We start from the raw sequence: 18251 nt of genomic DNA, 5'->3' as shown, positions 1-18251 counted from the left end.
GTTCACCCCTTATCTCCACTCGAAAAAGGCGGGGGAGCTTCCCTTTCCGCCTTTTCAAATTATTTCGCTTCATACCACGTAGAACCGTAAGAATAATCAACCTTTAACGGCACTTTTAGCTGAATGGCATTTTCCATTACTTCCGGAACAAGCTTTTCTAAAATTTCAATTTCATCCTTTGGCGCTTCAAACACCAATTCGTCATGAACTTGAAGCAGCAGCCTCGTTTGCAAATTTCGTTTTTCAATTTCTTGCGCCATATCGATCATCGCTTTTTTGATAATATCCGCTGCACTTCCTTGAATCGGAGTATTCATGGCTGTTCGCTCGGCAAAGCTTCTGATATTGAAATTTCTGCTCGTAATTTCCGGAATATATCTCCGACGCTGCATTAGTGTCGTTACATAGCCTTTTTGCTTCGCCTCTTGGACTATGCCATCCATATATTCTTTAACGCCTTTATAAATTTCAAAATATTTTTTAATAAATTCACCAGCTTCTTTTCGGGTAATTCCTAAGTTTTGCGACAATCCGTAATCGCTGATTCCGTAAACAATCCCGAAATTAACTGCTTTTGCCTGTCTTCTCATGTTGGAGGTCACTTTATCTTCTTCGACATGGAACACATCGATCGCCGTTTTTGTATGAATATCAAGATCTTGTTGAAACGCTTCAATCAATTTTTCATCTCCAGATATATGCGCAAGCACTCGCAGTTCAATCTGGGAATAGTCCGCAGCAAAAATGACCCAATCTTTTTCAGAAGGGATAAATGCTTGACGAATTTTGCGGCCTTCCTCAAGGCGAATCGGAATGTTTTGCAAATTCGGGTCTGTGGAGCTTAATCTTCCGGTTTGCGTTAATGCTTGATTAAATCGGGTGTGGATTTTATGCGTATCACGATGGACAACCTTCAGCAGCCCTTCAATATACGTTGATTGAAGCTTTCCGAGCTGCCGGTAATGCAAAATTTTCTCCACAATTTCGTGCTGTCCTCTCAATTTTTCTAAAACGTCCGCAGAGGTCGAATACCCCGTTTTGGTCTTTTTCAAAACCGGTAAATTGAGCTTTTCAAATAAAATCGGCCCAAGCTGCTTCGGAGAATTAATGTTAAATGACACTCCAGCTAGACGATGAATATCCTTTTCTAATTGCTTCAGCTGTTCATCAAGCTCTTTTCCCATTTCTTTCAGACGGTTGACGTCTATCTTTACTCCTGTTGTTTCCATGTCAGATAAAATGGCTGACAGCGGAAGCTCCAATTCGCTGAATAAATGAAATTGTTCATTTTCTTCTAATTCTTGTATTAATAATTCTTCCAGCTCATAAATGGCTAACGCTTTTCTGGCAAGATGTTCGCCTAAAATGTTTTCATCAGGGATATGACGTTTAGCGCCTTTTCCGTAAATCACTTCATCCTTTTGAACTAAATGTTTATTTTTTGTCTTGGCAAGCTCGGCTATGTCGTCAATCGTTTCAGACGGGTTTAAAATGTATGCGGCAATGAGAACATCAAACTCAATACCTGCTAAATCAATGTTTCGCCAGCGCAGCGCCACAATTGATTTTTTCGCATCATACACCACTTTCCGCTTTGTTTCGTCCTTCACCCATTCTATGAACTCTTTTGAATGTAGCGCAATTTCGGCTGGAATATAAAAACATCCATTTTCGTTTGCGATAGAAAACCCGATGATTTCTCCAGTATGATAATTTTCATCAATGATTTCCACTAAAAGAGCTGCCTTCTCTGATAAAACCTTGTCTGACAGCTTTTCAACTTTTTCGAACTTAATCGTCGGCATTTCATCCGCTTCTTCATTCTCATGCTCTCCCATTTTGTCTAGGAGCGATTGGAAGCCTAGTTCCTTAAAAATTTTCACTACTTTTTCTTTGTCATAGCCTTTATACTCAAGGTCTTGAATTTTTATTTCGACAGGAGCTTCACAATGAATTGTCGCAAGCTGTTTGCTCATTAATGCTTGCTCTTTATAGTTTTGTAAGTTTTCCTTTAATTTTTTTCCATTTACTTCTTCAATTGAATTTAAAATATTTTCGACTGTCTCAAACTGTTTCAGCAATTTAATCGCGGTTTTCTCTCCAACGCCGGGCACACCTGGGATATTATCTGATTGATCGCCCATCAATCCTTTCAAATCAATAATTTGTGCCGGGCTTAGCCCATACTTCTCTTGAATCGATTCGGGCGTGTGCGGTTCAACATCCGTAATTCCTTTTTTCGTAATGGAAACGGTCGTTTTTTCAGTTGCCAGCTGTGTTAAATCCTTATCTCCGGAAATAATTTTCACTTCAAAATCTTGCTTCTCAGCTTGTCTCGCAACTGTTCCAATAATATCATCAGCCTCATAATTTTCGAGTTCATATGTTGTAATTTTGTAGGCATCAAGCAAATCCCGTATAAATGGTAGCTGCTCCGACAATTCAGGAGGGGTTTTTTGCCGAGTTCCTTTATATTCTTTAAAAGTTTTATGCCGGAACGTTGTTTTCCCTGCATCAAATGCAACAAGAATATGTGTCGGTTTTTCTTCCTCCAGTACTTTTAACAGCATATTTGTAAAGCCGTAAATTGCATTCGTATAAATCCCCTTATCATTATTTAAAAGCGGCAAAGCGAAAAACGCTCTGTAAGCAATACTGTTTCCATCAATTAAAACTAGCTTCTTTGTCACTACTACTAGCCTCCTTCAACTAAAAAAGCCATGCCTTCCTTCTATTCTACCATTACTTTCAGCAGAAGAAAAAACATGGCTTATTGATTTTATTCTGTTTCTCCCATTAATATTTTGGCGTATGGAGAATCGAAAGGGAGAACGATGACTGTTTCACCGTCGATTGTTTTCTTGTAGGATTGAAGTGTTCTATATAATTCATAAAATTTAGGATCTTTTGAATAAGCCTGGTTATAGAGCTTCGCCGCCTCCGCCTCTCCATGACCGCGGATGGTTTCAGCTTGAGCTTCAGCTTTTGCCAGCATTTCTTTTACTTGTCTGTCCGTTTCAGCAACAATTCGATTTTTCTCTGCATCCCCCATCGATAAATATTCTTGGGCTTTTGATTCCCGCTCTGATATCATCCTAGTAAATACCGATTTTTCATTTGCTTCCGGCAAATCCGTCCGTTTAATTCTTACATCAACCACCTTAATGCCGAAATGATTTTGTTCAAGCAGGTTATTAACAATATTTGTGATTTTGTCATTGAGGCTCCCGCGGGAAGACTTTTCATCATTAATAATTTCATCATAATTCAGTTTTCCAAGCTCCGATCTCACAGTGGAAAAGATAAATTCCGACATTTTTGCCTCTGCATTGACAACCGTTCTTGCATTGGCGATCATTTCTTTCGGATCTTCGATTCTCCAAACCGCATAGTTGTCAATTAATATTCGTTTTTTATCCTTTGTATTGATTTCCGCTTCCTCCACATCATACGTTAATTGATGCTTTGGAAGACTTTCAACTGTTTGTATGAAAGGAATTTTTAAATGGAGGCCGGGCTTCTCTATAATTTTTACAACTTCGCCAAATTGGCGAACGACTTTATATTCATTTTCTTTCACAACAAAAACGTTGCTGAATAATAGTAGCAAACACGCAAATAAACCGGCTATAACAGACCCTAGGCGTATGTATTTCTTCCATTCAAAATTAATTTTCTTTTCAATCTTGTCCATTGTTTTCACCTCTTTTTTGCGTGTTCTCACTCGATTGATCAGCTTTTTGCTGACTTTGCTGATCATTAGGCAGCACTTGCTGCATAGGCTGAACAGGAAAATACTTCATTGTATTTCCATCATCCTTCATAATGTAAATTTGCGCATTTGGCAGCACGCTGTCTATCGTTTCTAAAATTAGACGTTTTTCTGTGATTTCTTTTGAATCTTTGTATTCATTGTATAAAGAATTAAATAGTGCGACTTCCCCTTTCGCTTGTTCAATTCTGGACGCTCTGTCCCCTTCAGCTTTGGAGATGATTGCATCGCGCTCACCTTCTGCCTCTTTTGTTCGTTTATTCCTGTATTTATTGGCTTCGTTTATTTTCGTATTCATCATTTCTCTTGCATCCGTAACGTTTGTAAACGCCTTTCGAACTTCTTCGTTCGGCAAATCAACATCCTGCAATTTGACCGCAATGATTGAAATGCCAATATCATACTTTTTCATCAACGAGCTTAATAATTCTTGCACTTGAGCTTCAATTTCCACTTTTCCGCTCGTTAAAGCATTGTCAATTTTTGTGCTTCCAATAATGCTTCTTAACGAAGCAGATGTTGCATCCCGCAAAATTTCCTTTGGATTTTCAGCATTGAACAAATATTTTGCCGGATTCGTTATTTTCCATTGAACGACCATATCTGCTAACACAATGTTTTCATCGCCTGTAATCATTTTTGTTTCCTTTGGAAAAGACTCAACTTTTCCATCTTTCTCTTTATATCCAAATTGTAAACTGAATGTTTCTTTGGATAGTTTTTTTACCGATTGAATCGGCCATGGCCATTTAAAATGAAGCCCAGGCTCAGTTATACCCTCTTCCACTTTTCCAAATGTAGTAATAACCGCTTGTTCCGACTCGTCTACAGTATACCAGGAAGTAATCGCAACAAGACCGAGAATGCTGATCAGAAAAATAAATCCAATAATTGTTAATAATCTTCTTATGCTTACCATTATATCCCCCCATCTCTGTCTATTTATTATTTCATACGAAAAAAGTACGATTTTGTTTCATTTAAAAAACGCAGCCATAAAAAAAAGACGGAAACGTAATTGTTTCCATCTGCAAATGGGCTCCTTGGATGAAGGGGTTTTCGAATGACATTTTAGCAATCAAATGTTAACTTAGCATAAATTGGATGTAAATCTTATGTTAAACTATTAATTGTATCTTTGAAAAGTCACAGTAAAAGTCGTTCCAACACCAACGGTGCTTTTGACTGTCAAATTTGCTTGGTGTGCTTCTACTAAATGTTTTACGATCGCAAGCCCTAAACCAGTTCCACCTGAGTTTCTGCTTCTAGCTTTATCAACTCTATAAAAACGCTCAAAAATTCTAGGAATTTCCTCTTCTCTAATTCCAATTCCGGTGTCTTGAACAGAAATGGCTACATCATCATGTCCAGCCTTAACAGAAAGGGTCACTTTTCCGCCAGCTGGCGTATACATAATTCCGTTGCTGGCTAAGTTTATAAAAATTTGCTTTAGCCGATGAGGATCGCCTTCAATAAAAACAGGCTCGTCTGGAACATCCAATATAAAATCAATATTTTTTTCTTTCGCTTTTCTATCTAGCAAATGATGAATTTCTTTTAAAAACTCGTTTACATTGCATTTTCTAAGCTCCAGCTGAAAGCCCTGCTGCTCGATTTTTGATAAATCTAATAAATCTTGAATTAAAGATTGCATTCGTTCGCTTTCTTTTAAAATGATGGATAAAAAAAAATGCAATGTTTGTTCATCTTTCATGGCGCCATCCAACAATGTTTCAGAAAACCCTTTGATGGAGGTGATCGGTGTTTTTAATTCATGAGATACATTTGCTACAAAATCTTTTCGTATTTGTTCAAGCTTTTTCAATTCGGTAATATCGTGAAAAACAAGAACGACGCCTTTCCATACTTCGCTTTTTCCAATGATCGGAGCACCGTAAACTTCAAAATGCTTTCTTTCGATGTTAACAGGAAGCATAATATGCTTTCTTATATTTGATTCCGTCAAAAAAATTTCTTCGACCATTTGAATAATTTCTTTATATGCGATCGCTTCTTGGTAAGATTTATATAAATAATCCTCTTGATTAATTTGAAAAATTTCTTTAAACGCTTTATTCATAAGGCTAATATAGCCACGTTCATCAATGAAAATAAGACCGCTTCCCATGTTTTCAATCAATGTTTGCAGCCTTTCCTGGTGCAATTCCTGGGTTCTTGTCATGTCTTGGAGGTTGCGTGCCAAAATGTTGATGGATTTGCTCAACATACTCGTTTCGTCGCCTGATGTATTTTCATATGTTCTCGCTTTGTAATTTCCTTTTGCAAGCTCCATCGCCACTTCTGTCGCCGATTCGATCGGTTTCGTATACTGCTTCATAATGCGGGTGCCAAAAATTAAAATGATCGTTAGTGCCGCAATAAGACTCCCTATAATGAAAAACCAAATTTCTTTATTCATTGCTTCGAAATATTTGATGGAAGTCCCGAAAACTAAAAATCCCTTTCGTTCATCTTGTTGAAAGATGGGAATACCGTAAAATAACAAATCAGCTTGATCGAGATCTAGGCGAAATCCTTCCTTTGCATTTCGGTGGTTGGTCAAGATCAGTTCTGATAATCTTTCGTCGCTTTGATGAAAGCTAGGACCTGTTTTAAAAACGATGTTTCCGTCCATATCCATAAAAAGAAGGAGTGAGTTTAACTTTTCGCTCATTTCCTCCATTTTATGCTTCATTTCGGTAGAACCTATCTTTTCATTCTCAATGACCAGCTTGATCAACTCGGCTTCTTTTTTAAATTGCTTCTCATAATTGATGAAGTAAAACGATTGAAATAATTGTCCTAAAATAAATCCAAAACCAAGCAGAACAGTAATAATTAATGCTGTAAACGCAAGAAGCAGTTTTGAACGGAACTTACTCATTTAGCTTTGGATCCTCCAGTTTGTAGCCTAGACCTCTGATCGTTTTAATATATTCAGGCTTTTTCGTATTCCGTTCAATTTTTTCTCTTAAATGGCTGATATGAACATCCACTATTCTTGTATCACCGGCAAAATCATAATTCCAAACAGCGCTTAATAACTGATCCCTTGTCAAAACTCGGCCTTTATGTTTCGCAAGATAAAGAAGCAGTTCAAACTCTTTCGGTGTAAAGTCAAGTCTTTCTTGTTCAAAATAAGCTTCATATCGTTCAGGCATAATTTTTAAATCACCGATAATAATGTTGTTTTCTTCCGCTTCTTTTTTTACATGCATGTGAGCATCTTCTGATCTGACACGCCGCAGGATTGCTTTTACCCGAGCGATAATTTCTCTTGGACTGAACGGTTTTGTCATGTAATCGTCCGCCCCTAGCTCAAGCCCAAGCACCTTATCAAATTCATCATCTTTTGCCGTAAGCATTAAAATGGGCGTCATCACTTTGCGCTGTCTAAGCTGTTTACAAATTTCCATACCGTCTATACTCGGGAGCATTAAATCAAGCACAATTAAATCCGGCGCATCTGTAATTGCTTTTTCAAATCCTTCGCTTCCATCCTGAGCAGTAATGACTTCATAGCCTGCTTGTTCAAGATTATACTGAAGAAGAGTGACAATCGATTGTTCATCATCCACTACTAATATTTTTTTACTCATAAAATCCTCCAATAATTTTCTCCTACTGTTCTTATTATTCTTTATTATTATTATAGTCCACGAAGCAGAAAGAACCAATACAAGAAAAGCTGCTTTCAGAAGATTTTAAAGAATTGATAGAAACATGATGGAGCGGTTTTGAAGCAGAAATTGAAAAAGCGGACGAATTTTCTGTGCAAACTTTCTTTTTTCTTTTATAAGAAAAAGGAGGAACATAACATGTCCTCCTTTTTCTATCGTGCACTATATTAATGCTTTCATAACATTTCTTACAGATTCTGCAGATTTTTCCAAAGCTGCTTTTTCTTCATCCGTCAGTTCAAGCTCAATAATTTGCTCTAAGCCATTGCCTCCAAGAATTGTTGGAACGCCTAAATAAATACCTTCAAAACCGTATTCTCCTTCTAAATATGCAATGGCAGGCAATACGCGGCGCTGATCTTTAACAATCGCTTCCACCATTTCTACAAGAGATGCGGCAGGTGCGTAGTATGCGCTTCCGTTTCCAAGCAGGTTAACAATTTCTCCCCCGCCTTTTCTTGTTCTTTCAACAATCGCATCCAAGCGCTCTTTCGGAATTAATTTTTCTAACGGAATGCCCCCTGCGTATGAATAGCGAACTAATGGCACCATGTCATCTCCGTGGCCGCCTAACACAAATCCTGTAATGTCTTTGACTGATAAATTCAATTCTTGAGCAACAAATGTGCGGAATCTTGCGGTATCTAAAACTCCAGATTGACCGATGACGCGGTGTTTTGGAAATCCGGATTCTTTATAAACAGTGTAAGTCATTGCATCAACTGGATTTGTCAGCACAATGATAATGGAATTTGGGGAATATTTTACAACTTCTTTTGTGACGCTTTTCATTACTTTTTGGTTGGTCTGCACTAAATCGTCTCGACTCATTCCAGGTTTTCTTGCAATTCCTGCCGTGATCACAACAATATCGGAATCAGCCGTTTCCTCATAGTTTGATGTTCCGATAATGTTCGCATCAAATCCAAGAACAGGGCTTGATTCAAGCATGTCCAACGCTTTCCCTTTTGTCGGATTCTCTGCTTGCGGAATGTCAACGAGCACAACATCTCCCAGCTCTTTTTTTGCCAGCAAAAAAGCTGTTGTCGCACCAGTAAATCCAGCACCAATGACAGAAATTTTCTTTCTTTTAATCGCCATTTCAAGCATCCATCCTCTCTTTTATGTAAGTGATTTTTCAAAAATGAATCTAAATGGAGAGCTACTTCGTAAAGAAGCAGCTCTCAGTTCCTTGTTTAATCCATGTTTTTAATCAATTCATTGCCGAATTCAGAGCATTTTACTTCCGTAGCTCCGTCCATGAGGCGTGCAAAGTCATAGGTGACAACTTTTGAAGCGATCGTTTTTTCCATTGCTTGAATGATTAAATCAGCTGCTTCTTTCCAGCCTAAATGTTCGAGCATAAGCACTCCAGAAAGAATTACGGAAGATGGATTCACTTTATCAAGTCCGGCGTATTTTGGTGCTGTACCGTGTGTTGCTTCAAAAATCGCATGCCCTGTCTCGTAGTTAATGTTTGCTCCTGGAGCAATACCGATTCCGCCTACTTGTGCAGCCAAAGCATCCGAAATGTAGTCTCCATTTAAATTCATCGTTGCTACTACATCAAACTCGCGCGGACGAGTAAGAATTTGCTGTAGGAAAATATCTGCAATTGCATCTTTAATAATAATTTTTCCAGCTTTTTCTGCTTCTTCTTGCGCTTTGTTAGCCGCTTCTTTTCCTTCTTTTTCAACAATGCGGTCATACTCAGCCCATGTGAATACTTTATCGCCAAACTCTTGCTCAGCCAATTCATATCCCCAATTTTTAAACGCGCCTTCTGTAAATTTCATAATGTTCCCTTTATGAACAAGGGTGACAGATTTTCTTCCGTGTTCAATTGCATAGTTAATGGCCGCACGGACAAGCCGTTTCGTTCCTTCTTCAGAAATAGGCTTAATGCCGATTCCGGACGTTTCAGGGAAACGGATTTTGTTTACTCCCAGCTCTTTTTGTAAAAATTCAATGACTTTTTTTACTTCTTCTGTCCCTTTTGCATACTCTATGCCGGCATAGATGTCTTCGGTATTTTCACGGAAAATTACCATGTCTGTATCTTGAGGACGTTTTACAGGGGAAGGAACTCCATTGAAATAACGGACAGGTCTTAAGCACACAAATAAATCCAGCTCTTGGCGAAGAGCAACGTTTAAAGAACGGATTCCTCCACCTACAGGAGTTGTTAACGGACCTTTGATCGCAATCATATACTCGCGTATCACATCAAGCGTTTCTTGAGGAAGCCATTCCCCAGTCTCTTTAAAAGCTTTTTCACCAGCAAGCACTTCTTTCCAAACGATTTTCTTTTCGCCATTGTATGCTTTTTCTACAGCTGCTTCCAGCACTTTTGACGCAGCTCTCCAAATATCAGGACCAGTGCCGTCTCCTTCAATAAACGGAATTATAGGATCATTTGGAACGTTTAAAGTACCATTTGTCATTGTAATTTTTTGACCTTCTGCCACAATCATTACCTCCTAAATATGTATTCTCTATTTGTGTATAAAAGCATGGCCATGCTTAACAGGGAAGAAAAAGGAATCCCTTTTCTATTTTACCTGTTAGCTGCGCTTTTCGATAGGGATAAATACTTGTTTTTCTGGTCCTGTATATTCCGCACGAGGACGAATCAATCGATTGTTTTCATATTGCTCTAAAATATGGGCTAACCATCCAGATGTGCGGCTTATTGCAAAAATCGGCGTAAATAAATCATGATCAATACCTAAGCAATGGTATACAGACGCTGAATAAAAATCAACATTCGGCGGTAAAGATTTTTCAGATGTTACGATTTCCTCAATTTTAGTTGACATTTCATACCATTTCGTTTCACCGGTGATTTCTGTTAGTCTGCGGGACATTTCTTTTAAATGTTTGGCACGAGGATCCCCTTTGCGATAAACTCGATGACCAAATCCCATAATTTTTTCTTTGTTTGCTAATTTTTCGCGAATGTAAGATTCTACATTTTCAGGTTCACCAATTTCTGTTAACATTCGCATAACGCGTTCGTTCGCACCGCCATGCAACGGTCCTTTCAATGCTCCAATTGCCGCAGTAATTCCGGAATAAATGTCCGAAAGCGTTGCCACACATACTCTTGCAGTAAATGTCGAAGCATTCAATTCATGGTCTGCATGAAGGACGAGCGCTTTGTTGAAGGCTTCAATGGAAGTTTGATCAGGTTCTTCACCTTTTAACATATATAAGAAATTAGCGGCAAAGCCTAAATCTGTTCTCGGTTGAACAGGCTCCAATCCTTTGCGGATGCGGGCAAAAGCAGCGACAATTGTAGAAATTTTCGCCTGCAATCGAATTGCTTTTCGATAATTTGCCTCATCAGACATGTTGTCCGCTTCTTCGTCATACAATCCAAGCAAAGATACAGCTGTTCTCAAAGCTGCCATCGGATGTACTTTATCAATCGGATAAGTTTTAAAATGTTCTAATATTTCATTCGGTATCGACGCATTCTCAGCAAGCTGCTTTCTTAATTCCTCTAATTGCTCCTTATTCGGAAGCTTTCGATGCCAAAGCAGGTAAACAACTTCTTCAAAGCTTGCGTTTTGAGCTAAATCGTCAATATTGTAACCAACATATGTCAATGTATCATCAATAATAGAACTTATTGATGAAGTTGTGGCTACCACGCCCTCTAGTCCACGCGTTGCTGTCATGGCTATCTCCCCTTTACATAAAATTTTCAACTGCAATTCAAATAGAAATAAACAAAATTCATAAAACTTTCATTTTTTCACAAAAAGAAAATGCTTTCATTTCTTTTGTGAAATATTTTTTATCAGTGAAATGATCACCAAACATATGAATTAAAAAATACACCTCTATTATAAACAATTATCAGACTTTTGTGAATCAGATAAATAAGATATTTTTTACGGAATTCTTTTTTTTAATAAAAAAATCTTATAGAATTGAATAAGAATTACTTATTTCAGCATAATAAATCTTTTATTGAATTATGGCCGAATAATATGGATCGTATGTTTATCAATCCATTTTTTTATGAATTGAATAAGAAAAGGCTTTACCCAATTTCTTGTGATTGGAAATAAAAGAAACAAACCGACGATATCCGAAATAAATCCCGGCGTCAATAGCATGATTCCTCCGACTAAAATAGCCATTGCATCCAAAATGGCATTGCTTGGAATGCGCCCATATTGAATTTCCTTTTGAAGATTTCGCACAGCCTGAATTCCTTGTTTTTTCGCCAAATAAGCCCCAACAAAGCCTGTTAAGATAATCAATAGCACAGTCGGAAGCACCCCGATCGTCTTTCCAGATAAAAGCAAAACCCCTATTTCACAAGCCGGTGCAACAATAAAAAAAATCAATAATGCTCGCATATGCTATCTCCTCCATATATAAAATACCCGTTCCCTACTCTTTACTATACAAAAGAGAGATGTAAAATACTCGTTTCTTAATCTTTACTATACAAAAAAAGAGAAGGAACTGAAATCCTTCTCCTTTCAATCAAAATTATAGAACGCTCGCATGTCCTTTATATATCATCCCTTGTATTGCATCCACAGTGACTTCCATACCATCCTTCAAAATTTCTGTTGCATTTTCTACCCCGACAATGACTGGAATGCCAAGGCTCAAACCGACTACGGCCGCATGGCACGTTAAGCCGCCTTCTTCCGTAACAAGTGCAGCTGCTTTTTCAATCGCTTCCATCATGTCTTTGTCGGTTCCATTCGTAACGAGAATTGAACCTTTCACCATTTTCTCAACAGCTTCTTTACTATTCTTTGCAACGATAACCTTTCCAAACGCCGATGCTCGTCCAATCCCTTGACCTTTTCCTAAAACATCGCCAACAACATGGACTTTCATCAGATTTGTGGAACCTGTTTCTCCTACAGGTACTCCGGCTGTAATAATCACTCGATCTCCATGTGTAATAATTCCAGTGTTTATAGATTCACGCACAGCTATGTCAAGCATTTCATCTGTTGTTGTAGCAATTTGTCCTATTGTTGGATGCACACCCCATACAAGGGCAAGCTTACGGCATACTTTACTGCTGGATGTTACTGCAATAATCGGCGCTTTTGGCCGATATTTCGAAATCATTTTGGCCGTATAGCCGCTGACTGTTGGCGTGATAATGGCCGAAACGTCCAAATTTATCGCCGTATAAGCTACTGATTGTCCAATTGCATTTGTGATCGTTGAATCAGCAACTTTCGTATGTTTCGTTAAGGCTTGGCGATAATCTAAAGCTTGTTCAACGCGGGAAGCAATTTTATGCATCGTCTCCACTGCTTCTACCGGATATAAACCGGCAGCTGTCTCGCCTGAAAGCATAATTGCATCGGTTCCATCAAAAATAGCGTTTGCTACATCGCTGGCTTCCGCCCGGGTAGGTCTTGGGTTTCGCTGCATCGAATCAAGCATTTGAGTAGCAGTAATAACAGGTTTTCCTAATTGATTGCATTTGCGAATCAGTTCCTTTTGGACAAGCGGAACATCTTCAGCGGGAATTTCTACTCCTAAATCTCCTCGAGCAACCATTAGCCCGTCGGAAACTTCCAAAATTTGATCAATATTGTCAACGCCTTCTTGATTTTCTATTTTCGGGATAATTTGAATATCGTCAGCTTGGTGTTCCTCCAACAGTTGACGAATTTCCAATACATCGGAAGCGCGGCGAACAAATGATGCAGCGATAAAATCGACTCCCTGCTCAATGCCAAACAAAATATCTTTTGCATCTTTCTCCGTAATTCCAGGAAGATTGACACTAACTCCAGGAACATTGACTCCTTTTTTATTTTTCAAAATTCCGCTGTTTAATACCTTCGTTTCAATTTCCTGTTTTTCTTTATCAATCTTTGTAACTTCTAAACCAATTAATCCGTCATCAAGCAATATTTTAGAACCAACGGAAACATCATTGATTAATCCTTTATATGTAACCGAAATTTTTTCTTTCGTGCCGACAACCTCTTCCATTGAAATAAGAAGGCGGGATCCTGCTTCTAATTGTATCTCCCCGTTTTCCATTGTATGCGTTCGAATCTCAGGGCCTTTTGTGTCCAATAATATTGCAACACTTTTGCCCAAGCGCTTCGCTGCCTCCCGAATGTTTTGAATTCTCGCTTTATGCTCCTCATGATCTCCATGCGAAAAATTGAGCCGTGCCACATTCATGCCGGCCTTGATTAGTTTTTCCAACATTTCGATGCTCTCGCTTGCAGGACCTATTGTACAAACAATTTTCGTTTTTCGCATAAATTGGCATACCTCCTAAACATTATGAAAACGATCCCATGTTCATACTTTATATAGAAAGTTCTTTTGAAAGCTTGTACATTGACTTATCAACCGTATGAGGCTGATCCAAAATTTCTAAAATGTCATGATCCACAAGCTGATTATTTTGGATGCCTACACATCGTCCGCCTTTACCATTAAGAAGCAGTTCCACCGCATAAGCGCCTAGTCTGCTTGCCAATACTCTATCAAATGCGGTAGGCGATCCGCCGCGTTGAATGTGGCCTAATACAGAAACACGCGTTTCAAAGTTTGTCATCTCTTTGATCTTTTGGCCTATTTCGACGCCGCTTCCCACACCTTCAGCGACAATAATAATACTATGTTTTTTCCCTCTTTCATGACCTCGTTTTAATCGATCGATGATTTCCTCTATTTTGAAATCTGCTTCCGGAATTAAAATGGTTTCCGCACCTCCGGCAAGCCCGGACCATAAAGCAATGTCACCGGCATCCCGACCCATTACTTCTATTACGTATGTACGCTCATGGGAAGTAGCTGTATCACGAATTTTATCAATTGCTTGTATCACCGTATTAAGTGCTGTATCAAAACCGATCGTATAGTCAGTTCCAGGTATGTCATTGTCGATGGTGCCCGGCACCCCGACGCATGGATATCCATGTTCAGTCAACTTTTTCGCGCCCATGTAGGAGCCATTTCCGCCAATAACGACAAGTCCTTCAATCCCGAATTTCTTCAATTGTTCAATTCCTTTTTTTTGTCCTTCGATTGTTTTAAATTCTTCGCACCGTGCCGTATACAGCATCGTTCCACCGCGATGAATGATGTCACCTACTGAACCAAGTTCAAGCTTTTGAATTTTTCCCGAAATAAGACCTGAGTAACCATTATAAATTCCATAAACTTCTAATCCATGAAAAATTCCTTTGCGGACAACGGCACGAATTGCAGCGTTCATGCCAGGAGAATCGCCGCCGCTCGTTAAAACGCCGATTTTTTTCATAATTTCACCTCTCTTGGACTGCTCAAACAAAGCTTACATAAAATAATGATCATATTATCTGATAATCGCTGAGCATAGTAAGCTTAGAATAGTTAAATTCTTTATTATTATACACAAAAAGAAGCGATGCGAAAGATAAAAATAAAAAAATAACGTGCGGCTCCATCAAGGAGCGCACGTTACTGCGTATTTGTCACTTGTTCGTCAATAACGGCCCCAATACTTTTAAATTTTTCGTACCGATGCCTGATCAGCTCTTCTCCGCTCATATTGGTCAATTCTTTTAATGAACGTTTTAAAGCCTGTTCAATGTGTTTAGCTTGCAATTGGACATCCCTATGTGCCCCGCCTTTTACTTCCGGAATGATATCATCAATGACACCAAGCGCTTTTAAATCTTGGGCAGTGATCTTCATTGTTTCTGCCGCTTTTTTAGCTAAGCCGGCATCCTTCCATAATAGGGCGGCAGCCCCTTCGGGAGAAATAACTGAATAAGTAGAATTTTCCAACATATATATATGATTTCCTACTCCTAATGCTAATGCGCCGCCGCTTCCTCCTTCTCCAATGACAATACATATAATTGGAACAGAAAAACCGGCCATTTCAAACAAATTTCTGGCAATTGCTTCACTTTGTCCCCGCTCTTCTGCTGCTTTTCCTGGGTAAGCTCCTTTTGTATCGATAAATGTTATAATAGGGCGGTTAAACTTGTTCGCCTGTTTCATAAGGCGCAATGCTTTACGGTAACCTTCAGGATGCGGCATACCAAAATTTCTTCGGATATTGTCTTTCGTATCTTTTCCTCTTTGCTGCCCGATTACCGTTACAGGGATCCCATGAAATTTTGCAACGCCTCCTACAATCGCTTCGTCATCACCAAAATATCTGTCTCCGTGGCATTCGAAAAAATTTTCAAACAACAGCTCAATATAATCAAGCGTTGTAGGGCGATTCGGATGGCGTGCGATTTGGACGCGATTCCACGGGGAGAGGTGATCATATATTTCCTTTTCTAAATTTTTTAGTCTTGTTTCCAGCTTTTCAATTTCAGCCGACAAATCTACATCCGCCGTTTTTGTAAATTCCTTTAATTCATGAATTTTTTTCTTTAATTCTATAATCGGCTTTTCAAATTCCAGTTCTCCTACCAATCTACATCCCCCTTTGCTTGGTGTATATCCAAGAGGTTGATTAACGTATCCCGCAGTTGGTGGCGGTGCAATACAGAATCAAGCTGCCCATGCTTCAGCAGAAATTCAGCAGTTTGGAAATCTTCCGGAAGCTCTTCTCTGATCGTTTGTTCTATGATTCTGCGCCCTGCAAAACCGATTAATGCACCAGGCTCGGCAAAATTGTAGTCACCTAAAGAAGCGAAGCTAGCCGATACTCCCCCTGTAGTCGGATGGGTCATAACCGAAATAATGAGTCCGCCTTCATCACTGAATAATTTTAAAGCAGCGCTAGTTTTCGCCATCTGCATTAAACTGAGGACGCCTTCTTGCATACGAGCACCGCCTGAAGCTGTGAAAATAATAAAGGGGATGTTTTTTTTCTTCGCTTTTTCAATTGCCCTTGTAATTTTTTCGCCAACTACCGAACCCATGCTCCCCATGCGAAAACTTGCATCCATAACGGCAATCACTACTGGAAATCCGCCGATTGTTCCTTCGCCTGTCACGACAGCTTCATTTAGCTTCGTTTTCTCTTTGTCTTTTTCTAGCTTTTCTAAATACCCTTCAAAATTAAGAGGGTTTTCAGAACGCATATCGCTGTCATATTCTAAAAAGCTGCCATGATCTAAAAGGCTGGCAATTCTTTCTCTCGCTCCCATTTGAAAATGGTAGCCGCAGTTGTTGCACACTTTTAAATTTTTTTCAATTTCTTTTGAGTACATAATCTTTTTACATTTTGGACATTTTGTCATAATACCTTCAGGAACATCATATTTTGCATGTCCGGAAGGGATCGATGCATATTTTTTCTTTTTTGAAAAAATGTTTTTTATCAAAATAGAACCTCCCTTTTTGGCTGAATAATGTCTTCATTGCAAGGGATGACACCTTCAATCAATCTTAAATCTTCCGGATCTTCTTCCTATATCTTTTGAGAGGTATTCAAATATTATAAATATATCATATTTTTCTTTCTCCCAACAGCAGAGAAGAGAGGTTTCTCATTCTTTCGCCATTTGTAGCCGCTTTTATTTTCCAATAATAGCAAGCTTTCTTGTTTTTTCCGCAACTTCTTCCGGATCTACTTTTATGCGTGCAACACCTGTTTCCATTGCCGTTTTCGCAACAGCTGCAGCAACACATGGTGCAACCCTAGGATCAAACGGCGCCGGAATAACATAATCAGGACGAAGCTCATCTTCCTTAATAAGAGAAGCAATCGCTTCAGCAGCAGCCATTTTCATCTGTTCATTTATATGTGTTGCTCTTACATCCAATGCTCCACGGAAAATCCCTGGAAATGCTAAAACGTTATTCACCTGGTTAGGGAAATCTGAACGTCCTGTTCCAATGACTTTTGCTCCAGCTTCTTTCGCATCGTCAGGCATAATTTCCGGATCTGGATTGGCCATAGCGAAAATGATCGGATTATCCGCCATTAATTTTACCATTTCTTTTGTTAGTGCTCCTGCGACTGACACACCGATAAAAACATCCGCTCCTTCGATTACATCGGCCAAAGAGCCCTCTAAGCGATCATGATTTGTATATTTAGCCACTTCAGCTTTTATGCTGTTCATTCCGTAAGGGCGTCCATCGAAAATGGCTCCTTTTGAATCGCACAAAATAATGTCACGAACACCATAGCGATATAATAATTTTATAATAGCTATTCCAGCCGCTCCTGCTCCGTTTGCGACAACTTTAATATTTGACATCTCTTTGCCGACCAGCTTCAACGCATTTAATAAACCAGCGACAGTTACAATGGCGGTTCCGTGTTGATCGTCATGGAAAATCGGAATGTTCGTTTCCTTTTTTAAACGCTCTTCAATTTCGAAGCAATTTGGTGCGGCAATATCCTCCAAGTTTATGCCGCCAAAAGTCGGCTCAAGAAGCTTTACTGTCTCAATAATTTTTTCCACATCTGTCGTATCTATACAAATGGGGAACGCATCGACACCTGCAAAGCTTTTAAATAAAACAGCTTTTCCTTCCATGACAGGGAGAGCTGCCTCCGGTCCGATGTTTCCAAGCCCTAAAACGGCTGTTCCATCAGAGACAACCGCCACCATATTCCCCTTCATCGTATACTCATACACTTTGCTTTTATCATCATAAATTGCCTTGCACGGCTCAGCCACTCCAGGAGAGTATGCTAAACTTAAATCTTTTGCATTTCGTACCGGAATTTTTGATTTTGTTTCAAGTTTTCCCTTCTGAACACTATGAATATGTAATGCTTCTTCTCTTAATGACAACCTTTATCACTCCTTAACAACATGGATAATCGTCAAAATGGAAAGACCACTTTTTAGATATTTCTAAAATATTATACATGCAAT

14 protein-coding genes are annotated in these 18251 nt (G+C 39.0%); all 14 read right to left on the bottom strand.

Annotated elements, in window-relative coordinates; translation table 11 throughout:
- Positions 1-59: 59 nt before the first annotated feature.
- The 14 genes from polA to NSQ61_RS01205 all read right to left on the bottom strand — a co-directional run bounded on the left by polA (position 60) and on the right by NSQ61_RS01205 (position 18167).
- Positions 60-2690 carry a DNA polymerase I gene (polA, locus tag NSQ61_RS01270; protein ID WP_327856513.1) on the bottom strand — a complete coding sequence of 877 codons (2631 nt, stop codon included), beginning with the start codon at positions 2688-2690 and terminating at the stop codon, positions 60-62.
- A gap of 89 nt (positions 2691-2779) precedes the next feature.
- Positions 2780-3694 (bottom strand): protease modulator HflC, encoded by a 915-nt coding sequence (gene hflC, locus NSQ61_RS01265; RefSeq protein ID WP_340805744.1) that lies wholly within the window; start codon positions 3692-3694, stop codon positions 2780-2782.
- Positions 3681-4691 (bottom strand): FtsH protease activity modulator HflK, encoded by a 1011-nt coding sequence (hflK, locus tag NSQ61_RS01260; RefSeq protein ID WP_340805742.1) that lies wholly within the window; start codon positions 4689-4691, stop codon positions 3681-3683. The genes hflC and hflK overlap by 14 nt, the downstream gene beginning before the upstream one ends.
- A 207-nt stretch (positions 4692-4898) precedes the next feature.
- Positions 4899-6656: a two-component system histidine kinase PnpS gene (pnpS, locus tag NSQ61_RS01255; protein WP_340805740.1), complete on the bottom strand. Its 1758-nt coding sequence runs from the start codon at positions 6654-6656 to the stop codon at positions 4899-4901.
- Complete coding sequence (locus NSQ61_RS01250; RefSeq protein WP_063387489.1) at positions 6649-7371, bottom strand: response regulator transcription factor; 723 nt, start codon at positions 7369-7371, stop codon at positions 6649-6651. The genes pnpS and NSQ61_RS01250 overlap by 8 nt, the downstream gene beginning before the upstream one ends.
- 243 nt (positions 7372-7614) lie before the next feature.
- On the bottom strand, positions 7615-8553 hold the full coding sequence (mdh, locus tag NSQ61_RS01245; protein ID WP_063387488.1) for a malate dehydrogenase: 939 nt from the start codon (positions 8551-8553) through the stop codon (positions 7615-7617).
- Positions 8554-8648: 95 nt separating this feature from the next.
- On the bottom strand, positions 8649-9920 hold the full coding sequence (gene icd / locus NSQ61_RS01240) for an NADP-dependent isocitrate dehydrogenase (protein WP_327856517.1): 1272 nt from the start codon (positions 9918-9920) through the stop codon (positions 8649-8651).
- Positions 9921-10016: 96 nt separating this feature from the next.
- Complete coding sequence (gene citZ / locus NSQ61_RS01235) at positions 10017-11135, bottom strand: citrate synthase (protein ID WP_063387400.1); 1119 nt, start codon at positions 11133-11135, stop codon at positions 10017-10019.
- A 300-nt stretch (positions 11136-11435) separates the two neighbouring features.
- Positions 11436-11825, bottom strand: a complete 390-nt coding sequence (locus NSQ61_RS01230; protein ID WP_340788129.1) for an FxsA family protein — start codon at positions 11823-11825, stop codon at positions 11436-11438.
- A 136-nt stretch (positions 11826-11961) separates the two neighbouring features.
- Positions 11962-13722: a pyruvate kinase gene (gene pyk, locus NSQ61_RS01225; RefSeq protein ID WP_130156149.1), complete on the bottom strand. Its 1761-nt coding sequence runs from the start codon at positions 13720-13722 to the stop codon at positions 11962-11964.
- 49 nt (positions 13723-13771) lie between these two features.
- On the bottom strand, positions 13772-14731 hold the full coding sequence (gene pfkA, locus NSQ61_RS01220) for a 6-phosphofructokinase (RefSeq protein ID WP_063387397.1): 960 nt from the start codon (positions 14729-14731) through the stop codon (positions 13772-13774).
- A 179-nt stretch (positions 14732-14910) separates the two neighbouring features.
- Complete coding sequence (gene accA, locus NSQ61_RS01215; protein WP_311066383.1) at positions 14911-15885, bottom strand: acetyl-CoA carboxylase carboxyl transferase subunit alpha; 975 nt, start codon at positions 15883-15885, stop codon at positions 14911-14913.
- Complete coding sequence (gene accD / locus NSQ61_RS01210) at positions 15879-16742, bottom strand: acetyl-CoA carboxylase, carboxyltransferase subunit beta (protein ID WP_066247816.1); 864 nt, start codon at positions 16740-16742, stop codon at positions 15879-15881. Before accD ends, accA begins: the two co-directional genes overlap by 7 nt.
- Before the next feature lie 192 nt (positions 16743-16934).
- Positions 16935-18167, bottom strand: coding sequence for an NAD(P)-dependent malic enzyme (locus NSQ61_RS01205; RefSeq protein ID WP_066247817.1), 1233 nt, complete (start codon positions 18165-18167; stop codon positions 16935-16937).
- Positions 18168-18251: the final 84 nt, after the last annotated feature.

The sequence above is a fragment of the Aeribacillus sp. FSL K6-1121 genome (assembly GCF_038003725.1).
GTDB classification, from domain to species: Bacteria; Bacillota; Bacilli; order Bacillales; family Aeribacillaceae; genus Aeribacillus; species Aeribacillus composti.
This window is presented reverse-complemented; position numbering and strand designations above follow the sequence as displayed.